Source organism: Brevundimonas alba (assembly GCF_011927945.1).
In the GTDB taxonomy this organism is placed as follows: domain Bacteria; phylum Pseudomonadota; class Alphaproteobacteria; order Caulobacterales; family Caulobacteraceae; genus Brevundimonas; species Brevundimonas alba.
Genome location: NZ_JAATJM010000002.1, coordinates 343,469 through 369,601, shown reverse-complemented (window position 1 = coordinate 369,601; position 26,133 = coordinate 343,469). Strand labels below are relative to the sequence as shown.

General features: G+C 68.8%; 26 protein-coding genes. 9 read left to right on the top strand and 17 right to left on the bottom strand.

The features are described from left to right. Position 1: 1 nt before the first annotated feature. The 13 genes from GGQ87_RS12275 to GGQ87_RS12215 all read right to left on the bottom strand — a co-directional run bounded on the left by GGQ87_RS12275 (position 2) and on the right by GGQ87_RS12215 (position 12,588). On the bottom strand, positions 2-1,894 hold the full coding sequence (locus GGQ87_RS12275) for an ABCB family ABC transporter ATP-binding protein/permease (RefSeq protein ID WP_209282555.1): 1,893 nt from the start codon (positions 1,892-1,894) through the stop codon (positions 2-4). Positions 1,895-1,938: 44 nt separating this feature from the next. After that, the gene (locus GGQ87_RS12270; protein WP_168048172.1) at positions 1,939-2,565 is read right to left on the bottom strand and encodes a squalene/phytoene synthase family protein; all 627 of its coding nucleotides are present in this window, start codon (positions 2,563-2,565) and stop codon (positions 1,939-1,941) included. A 118-nt stretch (positions 2,566-2,683) separates the two neighbouring features. Further along, positions 2,684-3,304, bottom strand: a complete 621-nt coding sequence (locus GGQ87_RS12265; protein ID WP_168048170.1) for a hypothetical protein — start codon at positions 3,302-3,304, stop codon at positions 2,684-2,686. A gap of 154 nt (positions 3,305-3,458) precedes the next feature. Then, the gene (secF, locus tag GGQ87_RS12260) at positions 3,459-4,430 is read right to left on the bottom strand and encodes a protein translocase subunit SecF (RefSeq protein WP_168048168.1); all 972 of its coding nucleotides are present in this window, start codon (positions 4,428-4,430) and stop codon (positions 3,459-3,461) included. Continuing rightward, positions 4,430-6,022, bottom strand: a complete 1,593-nt coding sequence (gene secD / locus GGQ87_RS12255) for a protein translocase subunit SecD (protein WP_168048166.1) — start codon at positions 6,020-6,022, stop codon at positions 4,430-4,432. Before secD ends, secF begins: the two co-directional genes overlap by 1 nt. Before the next feature lie 32 nt (positions 6,023-6,054). Further along, positions 6,055-6,381: a preprotein translocase subunit YajC gene (gene yajC / locus GGQ87_RS12250; protein WP_168048164.1), complete on the bottom strand. Its 327-nt coding sequence runs from the start codon at positions 6,379-6,381 to the stop codon at positions 6,055-6,057. A 113-nt stretch (positions 6,382-6,494) separates the two neighbouring features. After that, on the bottom strand, positions 6,495-7,592 hold the full coding sequence (locus GGQ87_RS12245; protein WP_168048162.1) for a M23 family metallopeptidase: 1,098 nt from the start codon (positions 7,590-7,592) through the stop codon (positions 6,495-6,497). A 73-nt stretch (positions 7,593-7,665) separates the two neighbouring features. Further along, positions 7,666-8,091: an OmpA family protein gene (locus GGQ87_RS12240; protein WP_168048160.1), complete on the bottom strand. Its 426-nt coding sequence runs from the start codon at positions 8,089-8,091 to the stop codon at positions 7,666-7,668. 2 nt (positions 8,092-8,093) lie between these two features. Then, positions 8,094-8,738, bottom strand: a complete 645-nt coding sequence (locus GGQ87_RS12235; RefSeq protein ID WP_168048158.1) for a protein-L-isoaspartate(D-aspartate) O-methyltransferase — start codon at positions 8,736-8,738, stop codon at positions 8,094-8,096. Beyond that, positions 8,735-9,526, bottom strand: coding sequence for a 5'/3'-nucleotidase SurE (surE, locus tag GGQ87_RS12230; protein ID WP_168048156.1), 792 nt, complete (start codon positions 9,524-9,526; stop codon positions 8,735-8,737). Before surE ends, GGQ87_RS12235 begins: the two co-directional genes overlap by 4 nt. A gap of 25 nt (positions 9,527-9,551) precedes the next feature. Next, positions 9,552-9,947: a hypothetical protein gene (locus GGQ87_RS12225; RefSeq protein ID WP_168048154.1), complete on the bottom strand. Its 396-nt coding sequence runs from the start codon at positions 9,945-9,947 to the stop codon at positions 9,552-9,554. After that, the gene (serS, locus tag GGQ87_RS12220) at positions 9,944-11,239 is read right to left on the bottom strand and encodes a serine--tRNA ligase (RefSeq protein WP_168048152.1); all 1,296 of its coding nucleotides are present in this window, start codon (positions 11,237-11,239) and stop codon (positions 9,944-9,946) included. Before serS ends, GGQ87_RS12225 begins: the two co-directional genes overlap by 4 nt. A 569-nt stretch (positions 11,240-11,808) precedes the next feature. After that, a complete protein-coding gene (locus GGQ87_RS12215; RefSeq protein WP_168048150.1) occupies positions 11,809-12,588 on the bottom strand; it encodes a HisA/HisF-related TIM barrel protein in 780 nt (259 codons plus the stop codon). Positions 12,589-12,750: 162 nt separating this feature from the next. Here GGQ87_RS12215 and GGQ87_RS12210 point away from each other — a divergent pair, with 162 nt between their 5' ends. Then, complete coding sequence (locus tag GGQ87_RS12210; RefSeq protein ID WP_245161592.1) at positions 12,751-14,319, top strand: MFS transporter; 1,569 nt, start codon at positions 12,751-12,753, stop codon at positions 14,317-14,319. Here GGQ87_RS12210 and thiS read toward each other — a convergent pair. Then, positions 14,298-14,495 carry a sulfur carrier protein ThiS gene (gene thiS / locus GGQ87_RS12205; RefSeq protein WP_168048148.1) on the bottom strand — a complete coding sequence of 66 codons (198 nt, stop codon included), beginning with the start codon at positions 14,493-14,495 and terminating at the stop codon, positions 14,298-14,300. The two genes, GGQ87_RS12210 and thiS, sit on opposite strands and share 22 nt — an antisense overlap. A 102-nt stretch (positions 14,496-14,597) precedes the next feature. Here thiS and aroQ point away from each other — a divergent pair, with 102 nt between their 5' ends. The 4 genes from aroQ to aat are packed head-to-tail and all read left to right on the top strand — an operon-like array spanning position 14,598 to position 17,654. After that, entirely contained in the window at positions 14,598-15,065 is a 468-nt protein-coding gene (gene aroQ / locus GGQ87_RS12200) for a type II 3-dehydroquinate dehydratase (protein ID WP_168048146.1), read from the top strand. A 19-nt stretch (positions 15,066-15,084) separates the two neighbouring features. Further along, on the top strand, positions 15,085-15,597 hold the full coding sequence (accB, locus tag GGQ87_RS12195) for an acetyl-CoA carboxylase biotin carboxyl carrier protein (RefSeq protein ID WP_168048144.1): 513 nt from the start codon (positions 15,085-15,087) through the stop codon (positions 15,595-15,597). Positions 15,598-15,600: 3 nt separating this feature from the next. Next, positions 15,601-16,953: an acetyl-CoA carboxylase biotin carboxylase subunit gene (accC, locus tag GGQ87_RS12190; protein WP_168048142.1), complete on the top strand. Its 1,353-nt coding sequence runs from the start codon at positions 15,601-15,603 to the stop codon at positions 16,951-16,953. 5 nt (positions 16,954-16,958) lie between these two features. Continuing rightward, complete coding sequence (gene aat, locus GGQ87_RS12185; protein WP_168048140.1) at positions 16,959-17,654, top strand: leucyl/phenylalanyl-tRNA--protein transferase; 696 nt, start codon at positions 16,959-16,961, stop codon at positions 17,652-17,654. Here aat and GGQ87_RS12180 read toward each other — a convergent pair. Together GGQ87_RS12180 and GGQ87_RS12175 are read right to left on the bottom strand one after the other, a co-directional pair. Continuing rightward, positions 17,621-18,286, bottom strand: coding sequence for a DUF2155 domain-containing protein (locus tag GGQ87_RS12180; protein WP_168048138.1), 666 nt, complete (start codon positions 18,284-18,286; stop codon positions 17,621-17,623). The genes aat and GGQ87_RS12180 overlap by 34 nt on opposite strands. Further along, positions 18,283-18,675, bottom strand: coding sequence for an NADH:ubiquinone oxidoreductase subunit NDUFA12 (locus GGQ87_RS12175; protein WP_168048136.1), 393 nt, complete (start codon positions 18,673-18,675; stop codon positions 18,283-18,285). Before GGQ87_RS12175 ends, GGQ87_RS12180 begins: the two co-directional genes overlap by 4 nt. Positions 18,676-18,874: 199 nt before the next feature. Between GGQ87_RS12175 and GGQ87_RS12170 the strand changes: the two genes are divergently transcribed. The 3 genes from GGQ87_RS12170 (at position 18,875) to GGQ87_RS12160 (ending at position 22,820) form a co-directional block, all read left to right on the top strand. After that, the gene (locus tag GGQ87_RS12170) at positions 18,875-21,274 is read left to right on the top strand and encodes a TSCPD domain-containing protein (RefSeq protein ID WP_168048134.1); all 2,400 of its coding nucleotides are present in this window, start codon (positions 18,875-18,877) and stop codon (positions 21,272-21,274) included. A 64-nt stretch (positions 21,275-21,338) separates the two neighbouring features. After that, a complete protein-coding gene (locus tag GGQ87_RS12165; RefSeq protein ID WP_168048132.1) occupies positions 21,339-21,830 on the top strand; it encodes a pentapeptide repeat-containing protein in 492 nt (163 codons plus the stop codon). 72 nt (positions 21,831-21,902) lie between these two features. Next, on the top strand, positions 21,903-22,820 hold the full coding sequence (locus GGQ87_RS12160; RefSeq protein ID WP_342448361.1) for a pentapeptide repeat-containing protein: 918 nt from the start codon (positions 21,903-21,905) through the stop codon (positions 22,818-22,820). A gap of 37 nt (positions 22,821-22,857) precedes the next feature. On the opposite strand, the gene aspS is transcribed toward GGQ87_RS12160, so the two are convergent. Continuing rightward, complete coding sequence (gene aspS / locus GGQ87_RS12155; protein ID WP_168048130.1) at positions 22,858-24,639, bottom strand: aspartate--tRNA ligase; 1,782 nt, start codon at positions 24,637-24,639, stop codon at positions 22,858-22,860. Positions 24,640-25,126: 487 nt separating this feature from the next. On the opposite strand from aspS, the gene GGQ87_RS12150 reads away from it, so the two are divergent. After that, on the top strand, positions 25,127-25,810 hold the full coding sequence (locus tag GGQ87_RS12150) for a P-loop NTPase family protein (protein ID WP_168048128.1): 684 nt from the start codon (positions 25,127-25,129) through the stop codon (positions 25,808-25,810). Positions 25,811-26,133 lie beyond the last annotated feature (323 nt).

Below are 26,133 nucleotides of genomic sequence, written 5' to 3'. Positions count from 1 at the left end.
CTCAGGCCGGCTGCCGTTCGGTCCGCGCGCCCCGCGTCTGCTTGCGCCACAGCGCCGCATATTCTCCGCCCTGACGCGCCACCAGCTCGTGGTGCGCCCCGCGCTCGACGATCCGCCCGGCCTTCAGCACCAGAATTTGGTCCGCGTCGGCGATGGTCGACAGCCGGTGCGCCACCACCAGCGTGGTGCGCCCTGTCCGCGCCCGCCGCAGTGTCTTCTGGATGGCCGCCTCGGTCCGGCTGTCCAGCGCGCTGGTCGCCTCGTCAAGGATCAGGACGCAGGGATCAGCCAGCAGGGCCCGGGCGATGCCGACCCTCTGGCGCTCACCGCCCGACAGCTTCAGCCCCCGCTCGCCGACCATGGTGTCCATGCCTTGGGGCAAGGCGCGAATGAAGTCGTCCAGCTCCGCCGCATCCGCCGCCGCCCAGATCGCCGCCTCGTCCGCGTCGGGCCGCGCGAAGCCGATGTTCGCCCGGATCGTGTCGTTGAACAGGGCCACGTCCTGCGGCACCAGCGCCACCGCCGCCCTTAGCGATTCCTGCGTCACCTGCCGCGCGTCGAACCCGTCGATCAGCACCCGGCCCTCCTGCGGATCAAGCAGCCGCAACGCCAGCTTGACGATGGTCGACTTGCCGGATCCCGACGGCCCCACCAGAGCCGTGGTCGTGCCCGGCGCGGCGACGAAGCTGACGTCCTCCAGCCCGTTGGCGCGGGCGTCGTGGCGGAAGCCCACCTGTTCGAACGCCAGCGCGGCGCCCTTGGCGTCGGCCCGGCGCGCAAGGGGTGCGGCGTCGGACGCATCGGCCACCTGCGGGGTCTGACGCGTCACCTTCAGCATCTCTTCCATGTCGATGAAAGACTGACGGATTTCCCGATAGGCAAAGCCGAGGATGTTCAGTGGCGCGTACAGCGAGATCATGATCAGCACCGCCGCCATCACGTCGCCGGGCCCCATCCGGCCCGCCGCCGCCTCCATCCCGGCCATCACGGCCATGACCGCGAGTCCGAGGTTCATGATCACGGCCTGGATGATGTTCAGCAGCGCCAGCGAGCTGTTGGCCTTCAGCGCCGCCCGCGTGTAGTCGCCCAGCGCCATGTCATAGGCCCGCGCCGCCCGCGCCTCGGCCCCGAACGACTTCACCGTCTCGTAGTTCAGCAGGGCGTCGACCGAGACGCCTGCGGCCTGGGTGTCGGCCGCATTCATCTCGCGCCGGTGTTCGATGCGCCAATTCGACAGGGCGAACGTGCAGACGGCGTAGACCGCCACTACGGCCACCGCCACGGCCCCGAACCGCCAGTCGTATTTCCCCGCCAGCACCCCGGCCGCCAGCACCAGCTCCACCCCGGTCGGGATCAGGTTGAAGGCGAGAATCCGCAGCAGGAAGTCCACGGCCCGCGAGCCCCGGTCCATCGTCCGCGACAGGGCTCCGGACCGCTTGGTCTGGTGGAAGTCGAGCGACAGGCTCAGGGCGTGGGCGAAGGTTTCGGCCGCCGCTGTCCGCTGCGCCGCCGACCGCACCGGGGCGAACACCACGTCCGAGGCGTTGGGCGCTATAGCCGACAGCAGGCGCACGAAGGCCCAGCCGATGGCGAAGGCGCCGAAGCCCCAGGCGATGCCGACACCGGCCCCCTGCCCCTCCGCCAGCCGGTTCACGGCCGCGCCGAGGACCAGCGGCGCCAGCACGCCCAGTCCCTTGCCGCCCAGCGTCATGCCGATGGCGCCCAGCAGCCGCAGATGCAGCTGCGGCGCGTTCGAACGGCCTACGAGTTGAACGAGATCCAGCAGGGCGCGGCTGGTGGGCGGCCCCTGCGGCGGCGCTGCCGGAGGCGCGCCCTGCGCCGCCTTCGCCACCGAATCGCCCCGCCGTCCCGTCCGCTCGCCCAGTCTCGCCATGGGGCCCATATGGCCCGCGTGGCCCCGCTTCGCAAAGGCGGGTTTCAGATACGCCCGGTCGCCGACGCCCAGACCAGCCGCAGCCGCTTCAGCGCTTCGGGCTCGGCGGGATTGACCAGGGCGGCATGGGCGACCGCCGGGAAGCCGCGGACCGGCAAGCCGCGGACCCCGGCCCGGGCCTCCGACCGCGCCGCCCGCGCCTCCTGCGTCCGCCCCGTCTGGATCAGCCCCCATAGCCGACCCGCGCCGACGACCGCCTCTTCATGCCCCGGCCCCGCGAGCACCCGCACAGCCGCCTGCATCGGTCCGACGTAGAAGGCGTCCAGATCGTGCGGCTCGCCATGCACCCGCCCGATGTGCGCCGCGATCAGCGCCTCGAAGGGCGCCCGGTCCAGCCCATGCCGCCCGACCACGTCCGTCAGCGCCTCCAGCACCGGATGCCCCTTGCGCGGCACGCCCGTGAAGACCCCCTCCATCTGGTCGCGCCACCAGACGTACCGCATCTCGGCCAGCAGCGGCTGGGTCACCCGCGTGGGAATGGCCAACAGTTCGGCCTCGAAGGCGTACAGGGCGATCAGATCCGCCTGCGCCTGTGCGTCGGTCACGAACCGGCTGGACAGCCACCGGTCCGGATCGGCCGCGCGGACCTGCTCGTCGAGGGAAGAAGTCACGGACCGCCGCTCATCAGGGCCGCATCGGCGGCCGCACACGAAAACGCCGCGCCCGACCGGACGCGGCGTCTCCTTATGCCATTCCGCCGTCCGCGAGTCGTGACCCGCAGCGACCGATTCAGCCGAACAGGGTCTGGTACATCGCCATGGCTGTCAGCATCGGCAGTGACAGCAGCATGTTGGTGCGGCTCGCCAGCATGGCGACGCGGGCCGCCTTCGCCTTGGCGTCGTCATCGACGACGACGATGCCCAGCGCGCGCTTCTGGTTCGGCCAGATGATGCCCCAGACGTTGAGGAACATGACGATCGCCAGCCACACGCCGATGCCCATCAGGGTGTAGCCCTTCTGGTCCTCGGTCAGGCCACCGGCGAGGCCGAAGCTCAGCACCTCCATGGCGTAGGCGTGGCCGCGGCTGAACATCACGCCCAGACCGGCGACGACGGTCGCCAGCGCCGACCAGCGGAACCAGAACAGGGCCTCAGGCGCGATATGCTTGCCGATGGCCGGCTTCAGCTCGGCCGGGATCGACGGCATGACCCGGATTTGGACGAAGTTGAAATACCACAGCAGGCCGATCCACAGGATGCCGGCTCCAACGTGGGTCCAGCGCAGCACCGCCTGCCAGAAGATCAGATCGAACCCGCCCGGCGAGACGCTGCCGAAGGCGTAGATCATCACCCCGGCCAGCACGAGGCTGAGCAGCACGGTAGTGCGGAAGTTCGAAAGCAGCTTGCCCATGTGATCGCCCCTCCCAGAGCGTTTCGACAGAAGCGCGGCGTCACCTGCCGCGAGAATCGTTGAAGCGCGACCATATCCCTTTCCTCCCCGTTGCGCAGCAATGGGGAGGGGGACCGCGAAGCGGTGGAGGGGCCGCCCGCGGGGCAGCCCGGTCCTACGGCCGGCTGGCCATGCCGAGCTTGATGGGCTTGGCGTCGTCGTCCTTGCGCTCGCCGCGCTTGACGCCCCACAGCAGGATGATCGGCGCACCGACGTAGATCGACGAATAGGTGCCGATGATGATGCCGGCCATCAGGGCGATGGAGAAGCCGAACAGGGCCTCGCCGCCGAAGATCGCAAGCGCCGCCAGGACCATGACCGCCGTCAAGCCGGTGATGATCGTCCGCGACAGCGTCTCGTTGATCGACAGATCGATGACCTCCTTCAGAGGCATCTGCTTGTACTTGCGCAGGTTCTCGCGAAGGCGGTCGAACACCACGACCGTATCGTTCATCGAGTAACCGATGACGGTCAGGATGGCGGCGACCATGTTCAGGCTGAACTCCAGCTTGAACAGCACGATCAGGCCGAAGACGAGGATCACGTCGTGCAGCAGGCCGGCCACGGCGCCGAGACCGAACTGCGGTTCGAAGCGGAACCAGATGTAGGCGAACATCAGCGCGATCGCGAGGCCGAGCGCCATCAGGCCGGAGGCGAACAGCTCGCCCGACACCTTCGAGCCCACCACGCTGACGCCGGAGTATTTCACCTCGCCGACGGCCCCGTTGATCGCCTGTTCGACCCGCTGGACGACGACCGTCTGGTCCTGTCCCTCGGGCACCTGGAAGCGGACGATGGCGCTGCTGACGTTGTCGATGCCCTGAACCCCGACGTCGCCGAGGCCCAGTTCGCCGACCGCGCCGCGAACCGCGCCGAGATCAAGTACCTGCCCGTTGGGCTTGGTCAGTTCCATCGACGCGCCGCCGCGGAAGTCGATGCCCATGTTCAGGCCGGGATAGAAGACGCTGACCACGGACGCGATCACCAGCACCGCCGACAGCACGGCGGCGTATTTGGCGAACGACACGAAGCGCAGGTTCGTCTTGACCGGCAGCAATTTGATGAGGGGCCATCCACGCATCGCCATCACTCCGCGATCGGCAGTTTTTTGGGCTTGGCGACCTTCAGCCACCACGCCAGGGCGACCTGTGCGACCAGAACGGCCGACAGCATCGAGGTGAAGACGCCGATCGTCAGCGTCCAGGCGAAGCCGCGTACCGGTCCGGCCCCGAACACGAACATGATCAGCGCCGCGACGAGGGTCGTCAGGTTGGCGTCGACGATGGTGCCCATGGCCTTGTTGAAGCCGGCGTCGAGCGAGGCGATCACCGACCGTCCGGCCCGCGCCTCGTCGCGCATCCGCTCATAGATAAGCACGTTGGCGTCCACGGCCACGGCGAAGGTCAGCACCAGACCGGCGATGCCGGGCAGCGTCAGCGCCGCGCCCGTCATCGACATCGAGGCGATGATCAGCAGGCCGTTCAGCAGCAGGCCGATGATCGAGATGCCGCCGAACAGGAAGCCGTAGGCTCCCAGCATGAACAGCACGATGATGATGAAGCCGATGGCGGTCGACAGCGCGCCCGCGGCCACGGCGTCGGCGCCCAGCTCGGCCGTCACCACGCGGCGCTCCTGCACCTTCAGCGGCGCCGGCAGGGCCCCGCCGTTCAGCAGATTGACCATCTCGGTGGCTTCCTCGATCGAGAAGCTGCCTTCAATGATGCCCGAACCGCCCGTAATGGCGCTCTTGATGTTCGGGGCCGAGATGACCTTGCCGTCCAGGATGATGGCGAACGGCTTGCCGATGTTGGCGGCGGTCGCCTCGCCGAAGCGCCGCGCGCCGGCGCCGTCGAAGTTGAAGCCGATGGCGGTCTGGTTGTTCTGGTCCACCGTGACCTGCGCCCGCGTCAGGTTCTCGCCGGACACCAGCACCCGCTTCTTCACCAGATAGGGGATGCCGTTCTCGTCCGGGATGACCTCCGCGTCAGGCGGCGGGAAGCCGGCGATGGCCTCCTCGACCGAGTTCTCGACATCGACCAGCTGGAAGGTCAGCTGCGCCGTCTTGCCGAGCACGCGTTCCAGCTGGGCCGGATCGCTCTCGCCCGGAGCCTGCACCACGATCCGTTCCGCACCCTGGCGGGTGATCGACGGCTCGCGCGTGCCGAGGCTGTCGATCCGGCGGCGCACCACCTCGATCGACTGGTTCACCGCGCTGGCCGCCATGGAATCCATCGCCTGACGGGTGAAGGCGTAGCGGATGCGGTCCTCGCCCTGACGCAGCACCGTGCGGTCGGCCACCGTCCCGGCGCCCCCGCCCGTAGCCAGCGGACGCATCGCCTCCAGCGCCCGGTCCATGTCCGCCGGATTGGCCAGCGAAACCACCACGCCCGACGCATCCTGCGTCATGTTCGAGATGTCGATCTGAGCCGTCTCCAGCACCGTCCGGGCGTCCTCGCCCAGATTGGTCAGGCGCTTGGCGCGCATGGCCGGCACATCGACTTCAAGCAGCAGATACGAGCCGCCCTGCAGGTCGAGCCCCAGATTGACGCCGCTCTTCGGCAGCCAGCCGGGCATCGCCGCCTTCTGCTCGGCGGTCAGCAGGTTCGGCACGGTGAACAGCACGCCGAAAACGAACGACAGGGCGAGAAGGATGACCTTCCAGCGCGACAGATGGATCATGCGGGCTTCCCCGACCTTTCAGAGCGCCGAGATCAGGCCTTGGTGACTTGCTTGGTATCGTTGGCGGCGACGCCGGTGCGGTCGCGCACCTGGGTGATCATGGCCTTGACGACGCGGACGTTCACGCCCTGGGCGATCTCGACCATGGCCTCGTCGTTCTCGACGCGGGTGACCTTGCCGATCATGCCGTTCGACAGCACCACCGTGTCGCTGCGCTTCAACCCGGCGACCATGTCGCGGTGCGCCTTGGCCTGCTTCATCTGCGGGCGGATCAGCATCATATAGCCCAGCACCCCGATCAGCAGGATCGGCGCGAAATTGATGATCATGGCCATCAGGCTGCCGTCGGTGGGAGTCATCGAACGTTCTCTGGCAACGGGCCCCCCGTGGCGCCCTTGAAAATGAGGCGCGGAACCTAGGGTGCGCCGCTGCACATTGCAACGCGCCGCTCAGCCTTGGCCGCGCCCCTGCGTCAGCGTGGCAACACGCTCAACGGGTCGATCGCCGTCGGCTCGTCGCCGCGCATCCGCCAGGTCTCGAAATGGATCGAGGGCCGCCCGTCGCCGGCGGTCGTGCCGACCGTGCCGATGGCCTGTCCCGCCTGCACGTCGTCGCCGTCGCGCACCGTCGCCGTGCCCAGATGGCCATAGACCGAGCGCCAGCCGTCGCGGTGCACGATCAGCACCGTCAGCCCCTGCCCGGCCAGATCGTCGCCGACATAGCCGACCCGTCCGCCGGCCGCCGCCCGGACCTCGGTCCCCTGCGGCGCGCCGATGTTCACCCCGTTGTTGCGCTCGCCCATGCCTACGGGTCCGAACCGCCGCAGGATGTCGCCCCGCACCGGCCAGTCCAGCGCCACGGTCGTCGAGACGGGCGGCGCAGCGACCGGCGCGGCGGTCGCGGCCGGCTGACGCGCGGGCGGCACGACGGTCGAGGGCGGCGGAGGCGGCGGGGGCGGAACGCCCGCGTCCGGCACATAGACACCCGTCGGCGAGGGCCCGGTCGCATAGGGATCGCCGCCGATATCGACCGCGTCGGCCGGCAGCACGATCCTCTGGCCCGGCGACACATCCGCCCTCGGCCCCAGACTGTTCAGGTCGATCAGCGTCTGCACCGGCGTCTGGAAGCGCCGGCCGATGCCGGAAATCGTGTCGCCCTTCTGGATTTCGTAGGAGGCCCCCGGCGTCACCGCCCCTTCGCTCCGCGCCGGCGGCGGCGGGCTGGAGAAGCCTTCGCTGGCGGGCCCCGCGGCGGCCACGGGCCCCGACGACGGCGCATCGTAGCGGGGCGTCGTGCCCACCGGCGCATCCAGCGCCCCGCCCTCGATCTCGTCGACCGGAGCCGTCGACGGAGGCGGCGCCTCATAGGCCGGATTGGTCGGCCCGCGCACGCCCTCGCCCGTCGGCGCCGGCGCGGCGGCCGTGGTCGGATAGGCCGGCGCGCGCGTAGCCGGCGCGGGTTCGGCATAGATCGAATAGCGCGGCTCGGCCGGATAGCTGGCGCAGGCCGCCATCAGGCTCATCGCCCCCAGCACCACGAGCGCCTTCAGCCCCGTCCTGATCCCGATCATGCGCCCGCTCCTCAACTCGAATCCGCCCCGTCGGACCAGACCCCGCAAACCGCGCCAAAGTTGGGCGCGAAGGTTAACGAGGCGTTGCCGTCTCCGGCCAGCCGCCGAAGTTGATGCTGACCATCACCCGCCGGTTGAGCGGTTCACGGACACCGGCCGGAGTGGGGCGGGCCAGCATGCGGTCGGCTCGGGAGACGATCCGGATCCTTCCGGGATCCATCCCGAGCCTCACCAGCTCTGTCGCCACCGCCTGAGCACGTCGGCCCGCGATTTCATCGCTGAACTCGGCGGCCTCGGCCGTGTCCATGTGCCCCGTAATCGTGACGCGCGGATCGGCTGCGGCTTGGGTGTACTGAATCACCCGGCGAGCCATCACATAGCCGTTCGCCGACAACTCGGTACGACCGTAGTCGAAGTAGTCGAGGAACTCGTTGGCCCACGCCGGCGCCGCGACAGCGATTACCGACACGACCGCTGCGAACATCGTCAGGCTGCGCATCCTCACCCCTCCTTCGCCGTCCCCTCGACCAGCGGCACGAACCGCACCTCCGCCAGGCTCTCCCGCCGGAACGACCCGTCTTCCAGGCTGATGTAGCGGTGCAGCCGTTGCACCGACGACCGCCCGACCGGGCACACCAGTATCCCGCCCGGCTTCAGCTGGTGCAGCAGCTCCGTCGGCTCCCCCGGCGACGCCGCCGTGACCATGATCCGGTCGAACGGCGCCTGCTCCGGCCAGCCCAGCCCGCCGTCGCCGTGTCGGGTGATGACGTTGTCGATCTTCAGTTCCTTCAGCCGCCGCTCGGCCTCGGTCAGCAGGCTGCGGTAGCGCTCGACGGAATAGACGTAACGCGCCAGCCGGCTCAGCACCGCCGCCTGGTATCCGGACCCCGTGCCGATCTCCAGCACCCGATGGCGCGGCTGCACGTCCAGCGCCTGGGTCATCAGCCCGACGATATACGGCTGCGAAATCGTCTGGGCGCAGTCGATCGGCAGGGCCTGATCCTCCCACGCCTGATCGAGGAATTTCTCGTGCACGAAGACGGCCCGGTCAATCGATTCCATCGCCGTCAGCACCTTGGGATCGGTCACCCCCTGCTGCCGCAGCCCAAGGATCAGCCGCCCCGCCCGATCGTCGTTGAGCTTCATCCCGCCGCCACCGCTTTCGGCGGCGCCCCGCCCAGCACGCCCTTGAGGTCGTGCACGCTCGGCATGTGCGTCAGATCGATGTGCAGCGGCGTGACGGAGATCTTGCCCTCGTCCATGGCCCGCAGGTCGGTTCCCGCCGCATGCTCCTGTTTCGCCCCGCGGAAGCTCATCCAGTAATAGTCCCGGCCCCGCAGGTCGGTCCGCCGCACCGCATGCATCTCGCCGATGTCGCGGAAGCCCTGCCGCGTCACCTCGACCACGGCCACATCCTCGGGCGAGCGGGCCGGGAAGTTCAGGTTCATCACCACGCCGGGCTGCCACGGCTGCTCCAGCAGCCGCGCGATGATGGCGGGGGCGAAGGCCTCCGCCGTCTCCCAGTGCGCCGTCACCGTATCGTGGAACCGCTCCAGCGACTGGCTCAGGGCGATGGAGCGGATGCCGAACGCCATCCCCTGCAGCGCCCCCGCGACTGTCCCGGAATAGGAGCAGTCCTCGCCGACGTTATGCCCGCGATTGACCCCCGACAGCACCAGATCGGGCCGCTCCGGCATCAGGTCGTTGACCGCCAGCACCACGCAGTCGGTCGGCGTCCCGGTCACGGCGAACCGCTTCTCGCCGATCCGGTTGACCCGCAGCGGCTCGGTCAGGGTGATCCCCCGCCCCTTGCCGGACTGTTCGACAGCCGGCGCGCACACCCAGATGTCGTCCGACAGCGTCCGGGCGATCCGTTCCAGGCACTCCAGACCCTCGGCCTCGATCCCGTCGTCGTTGGTCAGGAGAATGCGCATTCGGCTCCGATCGGATTGGGACGTGTCAGTTCGCGGGCCGGATGTCGTCGGCCAGGATCACGAAGGCGCCGCCGCAGTCGTTGCGGATGGACGATCCCTCATGCTCGATCCGGGCGCCGGGCAGGCTCGCCGACCAGGCCGCCGTGCGCCCGGTGATGATCACTTCCTGACCGCCGAGGTCCCGCGCCGCCTGACGCATCTCGTCACGCGACGCCGCGCCCGACACGCAGGGCCGCGAGAACGGCTGCAGCACCTGATCGTGGTCGGCGTACAGCTGGAACTCCTCGCCGGTGAACCGCACCCAGCCGGTGAAGCTCGTGCCGGACGGATCGAAGCCGCCGCTCGCCGGCGTCGAGGCGCAGGCGGTCAGGGTCAGGATCAGCGTGGAGGCGGACAGGACGGCGAAAGCTTTGCTCTTCATGGAACTCGGGCTCCGACATGGGTGACGCCGCCCATGTAGGGCAGCAATGCGTCCGGAACGGCGATGCGGCCGTCCGGCTCCTGATAGTTCTCCATGATGGCGACAAGCGTGCGACCAACCGCAAGCCCGCTGCCGTTCAGCGTGTGCACGAACTCGGTCTTCTTCTCCCCGGCCCGCTTGAAGCGCGCGTCCATCCGCCGGGCCTGGAAGTCCCCGCAGTTGGAGCAGGAACTGATCTCGCGATAGGTCCCCTGCGACGGCAGCCACACCTCCAGATCGAAGGTCTTCCGCGCCGAAAAGCCCATGTCGCCCTTGCACAGCAGCATCCGGCGATACGGCAGCCCCAGCCGCTCCAGCACCGTCTCGGCGCAGCGCACCATACGCTCGTGCTCGGCCTCGCTGTCCTCGGGCTGGGTGATGGAGACCAGCTCGACCTTGTGGAACTGATGCTGCCGGATCAACCCCCGGGTGTCACGACCGGCGGACCCCGCTTCGGCCCGGAAACACGGCGTCAGGGCGGTGAGCCGCATCGGCTCGGCGATCTGCTCCTCCGGCAGGATCTGCTCCCGGACGAGGTTGGTCAGGGAGACTTCGGCGGTGGGGATGAGGAGATGCTCGCCGACCCGGAACAGATCCTCTTCGAACTTCGGCAACTGCCCCGTCCCGAACATCGCCTCGTCGCGGACCAGATACGGCGGATTGACCTCCAGATAGCCGTGCTCGACCGTCTGCACGTCCAGCATGAACTGGCCCACGGCCCGTTCCAGCCGCGCCAGCCCGCCCTTCAGCACCGCAAACCGCGCGCCGCTCATCCGCGCCGCCGCCTCGAAGTCCAGCAGCCCAAGCGCCTCGCCCAGATCGGCGTGATCCTTGGCCGGCCCGCCCTCGCGCGGCGTCCCCCAGCGCGAAACCTCGACGTTCCCCGCTTCGTCCTCGCCCTCCGGCACATCGTCTGCAGCGAGGTTCTTCTGCGCCGCCAGCAGGTCGCGCAGCGCCTTGCCCGCCTCGGCCTCGACGGCTTCCTGCGCCGCGATCTCGCCCTTCAGGCTCTCGACCTCGGCCTTCAGCCGGTCGGCCTCGGCCCTGTCCTTCTTCGCCATGGCCGCGCCGATCAGCTTCGACGCCGCGTTGCGCTTCGCCAGCGCCTCCTGCCCCGCCGTCTGCGCGGCCCGCAACGTGCGGTCCAGCTCCAGCGCCCGGTCGACGACCGCCTGCGCATCCTCCACTCCACGCGACGACCAGCCGCTCACGAAGGCGGCGGGATTGTCACGGATGGCGCGGATGTCGTGCATGATCGGTCTCGTCGGGAGGAAGCGATGCTCTAGCCCCCACAGGGGATTCCGCCAACCCGGGTGGATGTTCCCCGGGCGCGCATCGCTTGCGCAGGCGGCTTCCTTCTCCCCTTGAGGGAGAAGGTGGCCCGCGCAGCGGGTCGGATGAGGGGTGAAACACCCATGCATCCCGGCCAGCCGCCAACCTTCCAGGCCGTCGGACGCGGACACAGCCCCCTCATCCGGGCCTCCGGCCCACCTTCTCCCTCAAGGGGAGAAGGACGCCCGTGACGCTGTGTTGACAATCCGCGTTTCTATAGTCGGATAGCGCCGCCAAACCCCCGCGACTTCAACGACATCGGCTTTTCCCAACCCGATCTTCTGCGCACGCTATCCCGCTGCCGTATAATGCTGGCGTTCGCTTCCGCTCGCCGATCTTTGACAATCCAGCCCCAGCCGCGCCGCAGCAGGCGCCGACTTCTTCAAACGCACGCTTCGCACTCTGCGAACGCAGCGCACTCAACGGACTCTACGCACTCTACGGACACTTCGGACGCAGTTTTTCCAAATTATACCCGGATAAAACCCGCCTAGATCAGCCCGGCCATCGGCGAGCTGGCGCTCGCATACATCCGTCGCGGCATCCGCCCCGCCAGATAGGCCTCCCGGCCCGCGATCACCGCATGCTTCATGGCGCTCGCCATCAGGATCGGGTCCTTCGCCCCCGCGATGGCCGTGTTCATCAGCACCGCATCGCAGCCCAGCTCCATGGCGATGGTCGCGTCCGAGGCGGTGCCCACCCCCGCATCGACCAGGACCGGCACCTTGGCCTGTTCGACGATCAGCCGGATGTTGACCCGGTTCTGGATGCCGAGGCCCGAGCCGATCGGCGCCGCCGCTGGCATGATGGCCGCGGCCCCGGCGTCCTCCAGCCGCTTCGCCATCGTCACGTCGTCCGTGCAATAGACCATGACGTCGAAGCCGTCCTTGACCAGCAGGTCCAGCGCCCGCAGCGTCTCGATCATGTCCGGATACAGGTGCGCCGTGTCCGACAGCACCTCCAGCTTGACCAGGCCCCAGCCGCCCGCTTCCCGCGCCAGCCGCAGCGTCCTGACCGCGTCCTCGCCGGTGAAACAGCCGGCCGTATTGGGCAGGAAGGTGAACCGGTCCGGCTTCACATGGTCGACCAGCATCGGCTGCGACGGATCGCTCAGGTTCACCCGGCGCAGAGCCACGGTGACGATCTCCGCTCCCGCGGCCTCGGCCGCCGCCGCGTTCTGCGCATAGTCCGCGTATTTGCCGGTGCCGACGATCAGCCGGCTCGAGAAGGTCCGTCCTGCGACGGTCCAGGTGTCCTGAGGCGTGGTCATGGCCGCTCTCTAGCCCCTGCGAGCGCCGGGGCGAAGAGGCGAAGCCGCCTCCACACCCGTTCGCCCGCACTTTTCGTTTCGGGCGCCTCGACGGTGCGACGGACCCGCGTTACGGCTCGGCGTCCGACCCAATGCAACTCGGGGGCGGACGGGGGACGCGCCTTGACCATCTCGAAGATCTTCGGCGACCGGCGCCATGCCTGGGCCTTCTGGCTCGGCTGTCTCGTCGTGACCGTCGGCGTGGGCCTCCACCTGCCCATGTACTGGATGGGCCGGGACATGGGCTTCCACCTCTCCGGCATGGCCATGGACGCCGGCATGATGTGGGGCATGGCCCTGATCGTCGGCGGCATCGCCCTCACCGCCTTCGGCCTCCTGCCCGCCCACAGGGGCGACCAGACCGCCCTCGTGGTGCTCGCCCCGCCCGAGGACGCCCCCCTGACCCGCGCCCACTGGGCCATGTGCGGCCTGCTGGCGCTGGCCCTGATCATCGACATCATGAAGCCCGCCAGCCTCGGCTTCGTCACCCCCGGCATGCGCGAGGAATACGGACTAACGAAAGCCGCCGTGGCCATCCTGCCCTTCGCCGCGCTCAGCGGCACCGTGGTCGGCTCCTTCGTCTGGGGCTGGCTGGCCGACATCTACGGCCGCCGCGCCTCGATCCTGCTGTCGTCCGTCATGTTCGTCGGCACCTCGATCTGCGGCGCCATGCCCGACTTCTGGTGGAACGTCGGCATGTGCTTCCTGATGGGCGCGGCCGCCGGCGGCATGCTCCCCGTCGCCTACGCCCTGCTGGCCGAGATCATGCCGACGAAGCACCGCGGCTGGGCCCTCGTCCTGGTCGGCGGCGTCGGCGCCGTCGGCGGCTATTTCGCCGCCAGCTCGCTCTCCGCCTGGCTTCAGCCCGACTGGGGCTGGCGCATCATGTGGTTCCTGAACCTGCCCACCGGCCTGATCCTGATCGCCCTCAGCCCCCTGCTCCCCGAATCGGCCCGCTTCCTCCAGCACGTCGGCCGCGGCGAGGAAGCCCGCGCCATGCTCGCCCGCTTCGGCGCCCGCGTGCAGGCCGTCGCCGCCGTCGCCGCCGTCGAGGAAAGCCACTCCCACCTGCCCCCGGTGGACCGCCGCCACCTCGCCATCACCATCGCCCTGACCCTCGCCGCCCTCGCCTGGGGGCTCGTCAACTTCGGCATCCTGCTCTGGCTGCCCAGCGCCCTCGTGGCCGAGGGCCGCAGCGTCGAGGCCGCCTCGGCCCTGATCGCCAGATCCACGATCATCGCCGCCCCCACCATCCTGCTGTCGGTCTGGCTCTACAGCGCCTGGAGCACCCGCGGCGCCCTGGCCCTGATGCTCGGCGTCACCGCCGCGGGCCTGTTCGGCCTCCTGCTGCGCGGCATGGGCGTCGCCTTCCTCGCCGACCCCGTCATCGCCCTGGCCCTGCTGATCGTCGGCTCCAGCGGCGTGATCGCGATCATCCTGCCCTACACGGCCGAGAACTACCCCCTGCGCATCCGCGGCCGCGCCACCGGCTGGATCGCCGGCTGCAGCAAGCTCGGCGGCCTTATGGCGCAGGGCCTCAGCGTCCTCGGCGCCGCGCCCCCGCTGGCCGCCGCCGCCGCCGTGGTCGGCGGCGTCGCCGTGCTGGCTCTCAGTCTGATCGCCTTCCTCGGCCGCGAGACCCGCGGCCGCGACCTCCGCGACCTCGAGGATCAGCCGCCGCCCACGAACTGAACCACCTCGATCCGGTCCCCGTCGGTGATGGCCGTCGCCCCATGCAGCGACCGCGGCACGATCTCCAGATTGCGCTCCACCGCCACCTTGCGGACGTCCAGCCCCAGTTCCTCGACCAGCGCCAGAACCGTGTCCGCCGCCACGTCCCGCGGCTCGCCATTGACCTGAATACGCATGCCGTTACGTCAATCTTCTGGGGCGGGCGGTTTGATTACCGTCACGCCTCGGCTAAAAGGCCGCTCCGAATCCGCGCGGCCGGATGTCATAACCTCGAGCGAATGCCCGAAACCTCCGTCCTCTACGTCCTGAATGGCCCGAACCTCAACCTGCTTGGGGTCCGCGAGCCCGACATCTACGGCCGCGAGACGCTGGCCGACGTGCAGGCGCTGTGCGAACGGGCCGCCGATGGCGCCTCGGTCGTCTTCCGCCAGACCAATCACGAGGGCGAACTGATCGACTGGATCCATGAGGCCCGCGAGAAAGCCTCCGCACTGGTGATCAACCCCGCCGGCTACGGCCACACCTCTGTCGCCCTCCTCGATGCCCTCAAGACGCTGACGATCCCCATCGTCGAGTGCCATCTGTCCAACCCCGCGGCGCGCGAGCGCTTCCGCCACCGCTCCTATGTTTCGCCGGTCGCCGCCGGCGTGGTTTCGGGCTTCGGCCCGTTCAGCTACGAACTGGCCGTCAAGGCCGCTCTCCGGCTGGTGCAGGAACGCCGCACCGCCGCCGACCGTTCGGTTTAGAAGGTAACAAGAGGCTCCCATGGCCGATTCCAAGACGTCCGCGCCCAAGCTCAAGAACGAGTCCGAGATCGACACCACGCTGGTCCGCCAGCTGGCCGACATCCTCAACGACACCTCCCTGACCGAGATCGAGGTCGAGCGCGGCGAGCTCCGCATCCGCGTGGCGCGCGAGATCGTCGCCGCTCCGGTCATGCAATACGCCGCGGCCCCGGCTGCGCAGGCCGCCCCCGCCGCAGCGCCTGCCGCCGCCCCGGCCGCCATGCCGTCCGATCCCGCCACCATCGTCGCCAAATCCGGCGAAGAGGTGAAGTCGCCGATGGTCGGCACCGCCTATCTGCAGGCCTCGCCCGAGGCTCCGCCGTTCATCGCGCCGGGCGACAAGGTCAAGAAGGGCCAGACCCTGCTGATCGTCGAGGCCATGAAGACGATGAACCCGATCCAGTCCCCCCGCGACGGCGTCGTGAAGGAAGTTCTGGTCGGCGACGCCCAGCCGGTCGAGTTCGGCGAGCCCCTCGTCCTGCTCGAGGCGTAAGCCATGTTCACCAAGGTTCTCATCGCCAACCGCGGCGAAATCGCCCTGCGGATTCACCGCGCCTGCAAGGAGATGGGCATCTCCACCGTCGCCGTGCACTCCGAGGCCGACCGTGGCGCCATGTGGGTCCGTCTGGCCGACGAGAGCGTCTGCATCGGCCCCGCCCCGGCCGCGAAGTCCTACCTGAACATTCCCTCGATCATCGCGGCCGCCGAGATCACGGGCGCCCAAGCCATTCACCCCGGCTACGGCTTCCTGTCCGAGAACGCCCGCTTCGCCGAGATCGTCGAAGCGCACGGCATGACGTTCATCGGGCCCAAGCCCGAGCACATCCGCATCATGGGCGACAAGATCACCGCCAAACAGACGGTGATGGACGCCGGCATCCCGGTCGTCCCCGGCTCGAAAGGCGAAGTCGAGACGGTCGACGCAGCCATCAAGGCCTCGAAGTCGATCGGCTTCCCCCTGATCGTCAAGGCCGCCGCCGGCGGCGGCGGTCGCGGCATGAAGGTCGCCCTGACCGCCGATGATCTCGTCGAAGCCGTTCAGACGGCCCAGTCCGAGGCCCTTGCGGCGTTTGGCAACGGGGCAGTCTACATGGAACGCTACCTCCAGAAGCCGCGCCACATCGAACTGCAGGTCATCGCCGACAGCCACGGCAACGTGGTCCACCTCGGCGAACGCGACTGCTCGCTGCAGCGCCGCCACCAGAAGGTGCTGGAAGAGGCTCCCTCGCCCGCCCTCTCCGCCGTCGAACGCGCCGCCATCGGCCGCACCGTCAACGAGGCCATCGGCAAGATCGGCTATCTCGGCGTCGGCACCATCGAGTTCCTCTGGGAAGACGGGGAGTTCTTCTTCATCGAGATGAACACCCGCCTGCAGGTCGAGCATCCGGTGACGGAGATGATCACGGGCGTCGATCTGGTGCGGGAGCAGATCCGCATCGCCGCCGGCCTGCCGCTGTCGTTCACCCAGGACGACGTGCATTTCGAGGGCCACGCCATCGAGTGCCGGATCAACGCCGAGAACGCCGAGACCTTCACCCCGTCGCCGGGCACGATCACCGACTTTCACGCCCCGGGCGGCCTGGGCGTCCGGCTGGATAGCGCCATCTACGCCGGCTATTCGATCCCGCCGTATTACGACAGCCTGATCGGCAAGCTGATCGTCCACGGCCGCGACCGCGAAGAGTGCATCGCCCGCCTCAGGCGCAGCCTGAACGAGATGGTCGTCGGCGGCATCGACACCACCATCCCCCTGTTCCAGAAGCTGCTGCAGGAACCGGACATCCTGTCCGGCGACTACGACATCCACTGGCTCGAGCAGTGGGCCAAGCGCCAGAAGGGCGACGCCTAGACCCGGTGGACGAACCCGGCTTCAGCGCCAGCGGCCCATTCGGCGGTTTCGGCCCCGACGAACTGCTGAACTGCTACGCCACCGGCGTCTTCCCTATGGGCGAGGCCCGCGACGATCCCCGCGTCTTTCTGGTCGAACCGGAACAGCGCGGGGTCATCCCCTTGGACGGTTTCCGGGTCCCGACCCGTCTGCGCCGCACGGTACGAAGCGACGCCTTCGAGGTCCGGGTCGACACTGCGTTTGACGCGGTGCTCGACGCCTGCGCGGCTCCGGCTCCCGGCCGCGAGGACAGCTGGATCAACGCCCCAATCCGCCGCCTTTACGTCGAGCTCAATGCCCGCGGCCACGCCCATTCGGTCGAGTGCTGGCGCGAAGACCGCCTCGTCGGCGGCCTGTACGGCGTCACCCTCGGCGGAGCCTTCTTCGGCGAGAGCATGTTCAGCCGCGAGCGCGACGCGTCCAAGGTCGCGCTGGTGCATCTGGTCGCACGGCTGAAGAAGGGAGGCTGGCGTCTGCTCGACGCCCAGTTCCTGACCGCGCATCTGAGCCAGTTTGGTGCGGTGGAGACCCCGCAGGCGGCCTATCTGAAGCTGCTCAAGGCGGCGCGGTCACAGCGGCCGAACACCCGGGCCCTGTTCGAGCCGATGACCGGGCCCGAAGCGGTGTTCTACGCCTTGCAGCCCACGATCCAGGCGTCATAGATCGGGTGCTGCAGCCCGCTGACGGCGGGGGCGGAGGCGAACATCCAGCCGCGGAAGATCTGGCGCGGCTCGCTCGCTTGCAGGACTCCGCGCGGCTGCAGGCTGACTTCCAGATAGGCGATCGAATCCTCGACCAGTTCGTCGGGAGCCGAGACCTCGCAGGCGCGTGCGGTGAAGATCAGAGTCTTCTGGAACCGGACCGGCCGACCGCCGACCTCGACCTCGAACCGCATCGTCTCCGCCGTAACCTTGTCGACGGCCTCGACGATCGCGACCCGGCGACGCTGACGGCGACCCGGGGTCGCAGGGATCGCGGCGACCGGCGCCGCCTTTTCCTCGGCCTTGGCGTCGGCGTCCTCGTCAGCATCGGCGTCTGCATCCGCGCCGTCTTCAGCGATGACCACGACTGGAGCCGGTGGTGTGATCGCGATGGGTGCGGCGGGCGCAGGAGCGGCTTCGGGCGCCGGCTCCTGAGGCACCGGCGGCGTTGGCTGGCGGTTCAGGTCAGCCGTCGGATTCTGGACGGGCTGGGCGTCCTGCGGCAGGTCGTTCAGCGCCGACGCGACGACCGCGCCCGACACCAGCAACGCCAAGGCCGTCACGCTTCCGAGAATCGCGCCCTTGCGGTTCATTCGGGACGCCATGCCTCATAGTCGCCAGTCGCGGCCGGTCGCTGTCCTTCCGCGGCGAGCGAGCCCTGCGGACGCCAGGCCATCGGCGTGCCGCTCAGGTTCGGGAGGTGATCCTTTTCCCAGGCGCGGCGCGGCAGCGGATGTTCGGTCGGCGGCTCGTCGTAGGTGTAGTGCAACCAGCCGTGCCAGTCGGGCGGCACCTTCGAGGCGTCTGCGTAGCCGTTATAGGTCACCCAGCGTCGACGGCGGCCGTCATAGCTCGTTGTGTCGCGGGACTGGTAATACCGGTTGCCGAACTCGTCCGTGCCGACCGGCTCGCCGCGCTTGGCGATCGTGAACAAGGTCCCGATGGTCGCGCCGCTGGTCCAGCCGAAGATCTTGCCTAGCACGTTGGGAATCCACTCAGTCGGGTCGCAGCGAGAGGCTGCGACGTCGGCGCAATCATAGAAACCTCGATGCGCTCCGTCCAGCGCAACCCATCCGGCCGCGCACTCAACATCTTGGGGGTAAGATCGCGCCGGCACGCCAGATTTATTGCGGATGTGGCGACAGGCGCTAGCATCGTCCCAGCTCCGTCGAGACCGTCGCATGCGCCCGCCGTTCCGCTTCGCCCTGCCTGCCGCCGTCGCCCGCCGTCCCCGGCGCGAGATCGAACGCCCGGATCGGGTGGTCATTGTCCGAGCACCAGACTGCTGGCCCGACGTTCAGGCCGAGGCGTGGCTGGACTGGGCGGAGGCGAACGGTTTCGATCTCGGCCTCGACGATCCTCTGTCCGACGCCGTCGCCGGTTACGCTGCACGCCTGAACCTGACAGGGGCCGCCGCTGACGAGTTCGCCGCCACGCTCTTGCTCGGCCTCGCGACCCCGGCCACTCCGCTGGCCTTGGCCGCTGATCCCATGGATTTGTCCGATCCCGCGGCCGTTCGTGAACTGCGCGCCGAGGCCGCCCGGCGGCGTTCTCTCCGGCTTGCCGCCGGCGCGGTCGAATCTGCCGCCGCCGCTCTTCAGGCCGTCGCCGATGCGGTCAGTCGCTGCGAAGGCTCCGCCGGCGACTGCGCCGACCCGGCGCGGAACCCCGCCCTTGCCCGCGCGGCCATCGCCGCCCGCCGCTCGGGCGCGGCCGACGTCGACATCCTGAGAGCTATGTCGGGAGAGGCTGCCGAGGTGGCGCCTCTTCCCCAAACCTGCCTCCCGCTGCTGGTCGCTATCGGCGAGCGCGATCTGGTCGCTTCCGGAGCCCCGGTCGCCCAGGTCGCCGCCGAAGGAGGGCTGGACGGCGATCTGATCCTGACCTTCGACGTCGAGACGGCGGATGCGCTTGCGGACGCCGCGAATGCGCCTGGGGTCCTGCTGTCCCTGCCCGCGATCCATGCCCTGGCCGGCGACCAGTTCGGCGCGGCCCTGTCCGCCCTTGTTGCGCTGTGGTCGAAAGCCTTCCCAGGCGCCCGGCTCGTCGTGGGCCTCGGAGGTCTCGCGGACCTGGCGGTCGCGGGCGATTTCGAGGAGGCGGAAGCGCTGGCCGCCGACCTTGCGGAGCTTGTGGCGGCCGAAGGGGCCGTCGCCGGTCTGTTCGTGAACGACCCTGAGGCCGAGTTGCGGCTCGGCCTGACGCCGCTCACCGCGGCCGACGTTTTTGAGACAGGCGACGGCACCGTCGACCGACGCCTGAGGCCGTCTCTGGCCAAGGCGATCGCGACCGCTGGCGGAGATGTCGAAGCGGCGGAGCGCCACCTGCTGGGGAGGCGAACCCTCGCGGGCGCGCGCGGGATCGATCACGCCGCCCTTCGTGCGTGCGGCTTGACCGACATCGAACTCGAAGGCGTCGAAATGGCGCTGGCGCAGGTCGAATGTCTTGATGATGTCTTCCGCGCGCCGGTGCTGGATGCCGGCTTCATCCGGGATGTCCTCGGCATGCAGGGCGACGAGCAGGGCGGGTTGCTGATCCGTCTTGGCTTCACGCCTGAAGCCATCGCGGAGGCCGAGGCAGATGCGTTCGGTCATGGCGATCTGACGAACTGGTCCGGGGCGCCGGCGGCCCTGCAACCCATCCTGTCGGACCTCGTCGCCTTCGAAACCAGACTGCGAGAAGCGCTCCAGCCCTTCAGTCCCGCGCCGGATGTGGCTCCCCTCGAGCTGGACTGGCGCGCTGCGGTCGCCCAAGGCGTCCGGCGTCTAGGCGACGCTGCGCGGGACGGGCATCGCGCGGTGCGCCTGATTCGAGGGGCGGCGCCGGCGGGACGGTTCCTCGATCTGCGGGAACCTGAAGCCCCTCGCGAGCGGCAGAGAGAGCCCGAGGTCCGCGCCGTGGAGCGCGTGGTGGAGAAGGTCGTCGAGCGCGAACGCACCCGCCGCAAACTGCCGGATCGCCGCAAGGGCTATATCCAGAAGGCCGCCGTGGGCGGGCACAAGGTCTACATCCACACCGGCGAGTACGACGACGGCGAGCTCGGCGAAATCTTTATCGACATGCACAAGGAAGGCGCCGCCTTCCGCTCGCTGATGAACAATTTCGCCATCGCGATCTCGATCGGGCTGCAATACGGCGTGCCGCTGGAGGAGTTCGTCGACGCCTTCGTCTTCACGCGGTTCGAGCCCGCGGGGCGGGTCACGGGTAACGATTCGATTCGGTCGGCGACGTCGATACTCGACTACATTTTCCGCGAACTGGGCGTCTCCTATCTGGACCGTCACGAGCTGGCCAATGCGGACGCGGAGGGCCTGAACGCCGACGGGCTTGGGGGCGGCGACGGCGAGGAGCTGGAGGCTGTCCCGGCCACCCGCTTCATCTCAAAGGGCTTTGCCCGTGGAGCCGCGCCGGACAATCTGGTCGTGCTGCCGTTCGGACAGAAGCGCGAGGCCCCAGCCACGCCGGCCGTGGCCGCGAACGAAGCGACTGCCTGTCCGGCCTGCGGCGACTTCTCGCTCCAGCAGCGCGGTGGAGGCTGGATCTGCGACACCTGCGGGGCCGCGCCGTCCATGCAGGGATAATCAACGATTGCGGTTCACTATGGCGCCCGACTTGCATCTCCGGGTGCGAGACACGGAGCCCGTCATGAAGCCGATCATCGTCGCCATCCTCGCCCTGACCGCAGCCGCGGTCGCCCTGCCCGCGTCGGCTCAGAACGCCGGGCAGATCGCCCGCGTGCGTGGCGGCGCCAGTTGCGCGGGCTGCAACCTGTTCCAGGGCGACTTCTCGGGTCTCGAAGCCCGGGGGCTGAACCTGAGCGGCGCCAGACTGCGGCAGGCGACGCTGAGCCTCAGCGTGATGAACCGGACGCGATTCTCGAACTCGGACCTGCGGGACGTCGACGCCTACGGCGGCGTGTTCTCCAGCTCCAGTTTCGCCGGTGCGAACCTCACCAACGCCAACTTCGTCGGCGCCTATCTGGATGGGGCGAACTTCAGCGGAGCAACGCTGAGCGGGGCGAATTTCGCGGGAGCGTCGCTGGAGCGCGCCACTGGTCTGACGCAAAGCCGTCTGAACCAAGCCTGCGGCGACGAGGCGACGCAGCTTCCTCCGGGGCTCAGTATCCCGCACTGCTAAGGTCGACGCGAAGCCATTGACCTTACCGCGATTTAAGTAGGGCTCGGCGGACTTTGAAGGCAAAAGCAGGGTGTGACCCAGAACGCCTCGCCTCTGATCCGCCGCCTCACCACCGCCAGCCTGGCCGCCGGCGCCGCCATGGCGGCCCTGATCACGACCCCGGCCGCCGCGGAGATCCGTCTGCAACTCGGCCTCCAGGACCGCGACGTCGCCCGGATGGTGTCGCTGGGCGGATCCTGCAACCGCTGCGAGCTGTCCGGACGCGATCTGACGGGCGCGGCCTTCCATGGCGCCAGCTTCATCAACGCCACTCTGGTCGGGGCCGACCTGCGCGGATCGGAGCTGATGGGCTCCAACTTCTCGGGCAGCGACTTCAGCCGGGCCGATCTCGACGGCGCCACTCTGGTCGGTGCGAACTTCACCGGCGCGAACTTCTCCAACGCCAGCCTGTCCGGCGTCGACGCCTCGGGCGCCACGCTGGTGCGCACGCGGTTCTCCAACGCCGACCTGTCCGGCGCCCAGTTGACCAGCGTCAACATGAACGGCGCGGTTCTCGGCGGCGCGGACATGAGCAACGCCGAGATGGTCGCCATGACGCTGGCCAACGTCAGCGCGCGCGGCACGGACTTTTCCGGTTCGGAAATCAGCATGTCGAACCTGTCGAACGGCGACTTCCGCGGCTCCGACTTCTCGAACACGACCTTGAACGGCGCGCGTCTGACCGGCGGGGCGTTCATCGGGGCGGACTTCGAAGACGCCGAGATGAACCGGACTGACATTCGCGGCGCAGACCTGTCGCGCGCCCGCAATCTGACGCAGGAGCAGGTCGGACGGGCCTGCGGCGACGCCAACACCCGCCTGCCCGGCAATCTGACCGCCCGGGTCTGCCGCGGCATCAGCAGCGTCCGCGTCGTGCCCGCGCCGCCGAGGCCGCCGGCTCCGCCCGTGCCGCCACGGACTCGCAATCTGGTGGTCGCCAGCAGCCGTTGATCGAAGGCCCCGCGCATCTGCCGGGGCCTTCTTCATCTCAGCCCTTCAGCGGCAGGGCGGGGCGGATGTGCAGTTCCTTGTACTGCTTCTCCTGAGCCTCGGCCGGCGCGCTCATCAGCAGATCCTGCCCCTGCTGGTTCAGCGGGAAGGCGATGACTTCGCGGATGGCGACCTGGTTGGCCAGCAACATGACGATGCGGTCGATGCCGGGAGCCAGACCGCCGTGCGGGGGCGCGCCGTAACGGAAGGCGTTGAGCATGCCGCCGAACTGGTCCTCGACGACCGAGGCGTCGTAGCCGGCGATCTCGAACGCCTTGAGCATGATCTCGGCCTTGTGGTTCCGGATCGCGCCCGAGCACAGTTCGTAGCCGTTGCAGACGATGTCGTACTGGTAGGCGAGGATATCGAGCGGGTCCTTCGTTTCCAGCGCTTCCAGCTCGCCCTGCGGCATGGAGAAGGGGTTGTGCGAGAAGTCGACCTTCTTCTCTTCCTCGGACCATTCGAACATCGGGAAGTCGACGATCCAGCAGAAGCGGAATTCGTCGTCCGAGATCAGGTTCAGGTCCTGACCCAGCTTGATGCGGGCGTTGGCGGCGAATTTCGAGAACACGGCCGGGTCGCCGGCGGCGAAGAAGGCCGCGTCGCCCTGCCCCATGCCCAGCGCCTTCATCAGGCCGGCGGTGGCGTCCTCGCCGAGGTTCTTGGCGATGGGACCGCCCCAGGCGTTGTTGTCGTCCGACCAGAAGATGTAGCCGAGGCCCGGCTGGCCCTCGCCCTGGGCCCAGGAGTTCATGCGGTCGCAGAAGGCGCGCGAGCCGCCCTTGGGCGCGGGGATGCCCCACACTGCGTTCTTCGCGTCGGCGCCTAGGATCTTGTTGAACAGGCCGAAGCCACCGTCGCGGAAGTGGTCGGATACGTCCTGCATCTCGATCGGGTTGCGCAGGTCGGGTTTGTCGGTGCCGTATTTGGCGATCGAGTCCCGGTAGGGGATGCGGACGAACGGATAGGGATCGACCTTCTTGCCGTCGGCGAACTCCTCGAACACGCCGTGCATGACGGGCTCGATGGCGGCGAAGACGTCTTCCTGGGTGACGAAGCTCATCTCGACGTCGAGCTGGTAGAATTCCAGCGAGCGATCGGCGCGCAGGTCCTCGTCGCGGAAGCAGGGCGCGATCTGGAAATAGCGGTCGAAGCCCGAGACCATCAGAAGCTGCTTGAACTGCTGCGGCGCCTGCGGGAGGGCGTAGAATTTGCCCGGGTGCAGGCGCGACGGGACGAGGAAGTCGCGGGCGCCTTCCGGCGACGAGGCCGTCAGGATCGGGGTCTGGTACTCGAGGAAGCCTTGGTCGACCATGCGGCGGCGGATCGAATGGATCACCTTCGAGCGCAGAACGATGTTCTTGTGCAGGGTCTCGCGGCGCAGGTCGAGATAGCGGTGCTTGAGGCGAATTTCCTCGGGGTATTCCGGCTCGCCGAAGACCGGCAGCGGCAGTTCGGCGGCCTCGGACAGCACCTCGACGCCGGCGACGCGGATCTCGATCTCGCCGGTCGGCAGGTTCGGGTTCACCACCGAGGCCTCGCGGGCGACGACCTCGCCGTCGATGCGGATGACGCTCTCGGCGCGCAGGCGCTCGACGGCCTCGAAGCCGGGCGTCTCCGGATGCAGCACCAGTTGGGTCAGGCCGTAGTGGTCGCGCAGGTCTACGAACAGCAGACCGCCGTGATCGCGCTTGCGATGCACCCAGCCGGACAGACGGACATTCGATCCGGCGTCAGCCAGACGGAGGGCGCCGCAGGTGTGGGAGCGGTAGGCGTGCATGATCGGTTCGTCTTGGAATACGGGCCGGGGAGGCCTCAAATCGGGAGGCCGGAAGGGCGCATTATCGCCCTCGAAAGTCAAGGTTCACCGGCTCGGGATGCACGGGATGACAGGGTTGGGCCCAAAAAATGCGAACCCGCCCATTTCATGATGTCAAAGACCGCCGCCTGAACACCCCTGTACAGTAGCAGCCGGCCACGTCAGCTTCGGTCGTAGACGGCTCGTTGCCCGGAACGGCGAACCTATGCCCTTGGACAGGCTGACGATTCTCGGCGAACCGATGGGACCAGCGCGACAGGGTCGCGTCCGGCCGGGCGCAGGGAGTGCGGACGGCAGAACCGTAGCCGGGTGTTCGGAATGGCAGCTGTTGGCCGGGATGACAGGGTACGGGAGTGTCGGGATGGCAGGGTTCCCGGCGTCCACAGATGAGGCGGCTTGTCCACGGTCAGGGACGGAACCGCGCCGTTCATCTGCTATGATGAATGCAATGACCACCCGCCCCTCGCCTCCCGACCAGATGCGTCTTCCGCTGCAACGCGACCTGCCCGAGGGCGCGGAAGGCTTCGTGGTCTCGGACTGCAACGGCGCGGCGCACGAGGCGCTGGCGGACTGGCCCAATCTGATCGGCGGGGTGATGGCGGTGTGCGGGCCCGCCGGGAGCGGCAAGAGCCGGCTGGCGCAGATCTGGACGGAACGGGTCGGGGCCGTGGCCCTGCACGGGGCCGAGGCGGCGCTGATCGACCCGCTTGAACTGGAGGGGCGTCCGGTGCTGCTGGACGACGCCATGGAAGCGGACGACGAGACCCTGTTCCACCTGATCAATCTGGCGCAGTCGCCGGGCGGGGCGCTGCTTCTGGTCGCCCGCGAGCCGCCGTCGGCCTGGGAAGCCGCCCTGCCCGATCTGCGCTCGCGTCTGGACGCGGCCGTCAGCGTCCCGGTCGAGGCGCCCGACGATGCGGTGCTGGCGGCCATGCTGGAAGCCCGCTTCGCCGAGCGCGGCATCCGTCCGGCCAAGGACGTGATCCCCTATCTGCTGCGGCGCATCGACCGTTCGGCGGCCGCGGCGGCGGCGATCGTCGCGCGCCTCGACGCCATGCACCGGCCCGTGACCCGTGCGCTCGCGCGAGCGGTTCTCGAAGGCGGCGAGGAAAGCGGTGAGCTGTTCGGTTAGCGGCTTCGGCTGCAGCTACGGCTGCGCAGCTTGACTGAGTGCCGTAAATCGGACCTGCCAAATGTCGGCGATGGGTGGGAAGCGGACCTCGGGCTCGCCTCCGCAGAGTGCTTCCGGCGCCTGAACTTCGCCTTAGCTGCCGGCGGAGCTTCGCTCCAGCCTCCGCGCCCTGCCCCGTAGCCTCGCTGCTTCGAGCGGATTGCGCGCACGGCCGGCGAGGTCTCTCAACCGCCCCGCCTCGGCCCGGTTGGCGTAATGACTGTTACTCGGGATCCGGACTGATTCAGCAGCGCAACGATTGCCCGCACTGCCTACCGCAAGCC

Bases quoted from the DNA above. Each gene is read 5' to 3' on its own strand.
- yajC (WP_168048164.1), bottom strand. From the start codon at position 6,381: ATGACTCCCACCGACGGCAGCCTGATGGCCATGATCATCAATTTCGCG.
- GGQ87_RS12165 (WP_168048132.1), top strand. From the start codon at position 21,339: ATGAAGCCGATCATCGTCGCCATCCTCGCCCTGACCGCAGCCGCGGTC.
- GGQ87_RS12265 (WP_168048170.1), bottom strand. From the start codon at position 3,304: ATGGGCAAGCTGCTTTCGAACTTCCGCACTACCGTGCTGCTCAGCCTC.
- GGQ87_RS12215 (WP_168048150.1), bottom strand. From the start codon at position 12,588: ATGACCACGCCTCAGGACACCTGGACCGTCGCAGGACGGACCTTCTCG.
- GGQ87_RS12225 (WP_168048154.1), bottom strand. From the start codon at position 9,947: ATGAAGAGCAAAGCTTTCGCCGTCCTGTCCGCCTCCACGCTGATCCTG.
- accB (WP_168048144.1), top strand. From the start codon at position 15,085: ATGGCCGATTCCAAGACGTCCGCGCCCAAGCTCAAGAACGAGTCCGAG.
- thiS (WP_168048148.1), bottom strand. From the start codon at position 14,495: ATGCGTATTCAGGTCAATGGCGAGCCGCGGGACGTGGCGGCGGACACG.
- secD (WP_168048166.1), bottom strand. From the start codon at position 6,022: ATGATCCATCTGTCGCGCTGGAAGGTCATCCTTCTCGCCCTGTCGTTC.
- accC (WP_168048142.1), top strand. From the start codon at position 15,601: ATGTTCACCAAGGTTCTCATCGCCAACCGCGGCGAAATCGCCCTGCGG.
- aspS (WP_168048130.1), bottom strand. From the start codon at position 24,639: ATGCACGCCTACCGCTCCCACACCTGCGGCGCCCTCCGTCTGGCTGAC.
- GGQ87_RS12235 (WP_168048158.1), bottom strand. From the start codon at position 8,738: ATGAAGCTCAACGACGATCGGGCGGGGCGGCTGATCCTTGGGCTGCGG.
- GGQ87_RS12180 (WP_168048138.1), bottom strand. From the start codon at position 18,286: ATGAACCGCAAGGGCGCGATTCTCGGAAGCGTGACGGCCTTGGCGTTG.
- GGQ87_RS12170 (WP_168048134.1), top strand. From the start codon at position 18,875: ATGCGCCCGCCGTTCCGCTTCGCCCTGCCTGCCGCCGTCGCCCGCCGT.
- GGQ87_RS12240 (WP_168048160.1), bottom strand. From the start codon at position 8,091: ATGCGCAGCCTGACGATGTTCGCAGCGGTCGTGTCGGTAATCGCTGTC.
- secF (WP_168048168.1), bottom strand. From the start codon at position 4,430: ATGGCGATGCGTGGATGGCCCCTCATCAAATTGCTGCCGGTCAAGACG.
- aroQ (WP_168048146.1), top strand. From the start codon at position 14,598: ATGCCCGAAACCTCCGTCCTCTACGTCCTGAATGGCCCGAACCTCAAC.
- GGQ87_RS12150 (WP_168048128.1), top strand. From the start codon at position 25,127: ATGACCACCCGCCCCTCGCCTCCCGACCAGATGCGTCTTCCGCTGCAA.
- GGQ87_RS12245 (WP_168048162.1), bottom strand. From the start codon at position 7,592: ATGATCGGGATCAGGACGGGGCTGAAGGCGCTCGTGGTGCTGGGGGCG.
- GGQ87_RS12275 (WP_209282555.1), bottom strand. From the start codon at position 1,894: ATGGCGAGACTGGGCGAGCGGACGGGACGGCGGGGCGATTCGGTGGCG.
- serS (WP_168048152.1), bottom strand. From the start codon at position 11,239: ATGCACGACATCCGCGCCATCCGTGACAATCCCGCCGCCTTCGTGAGC.
- surE (WP_168048156.1), bottom strand. From the start codon at position 9,526: ATGCGCATTCTCCTGACCAACGACGACGGGATCGAGGCCGAGGGTCTG.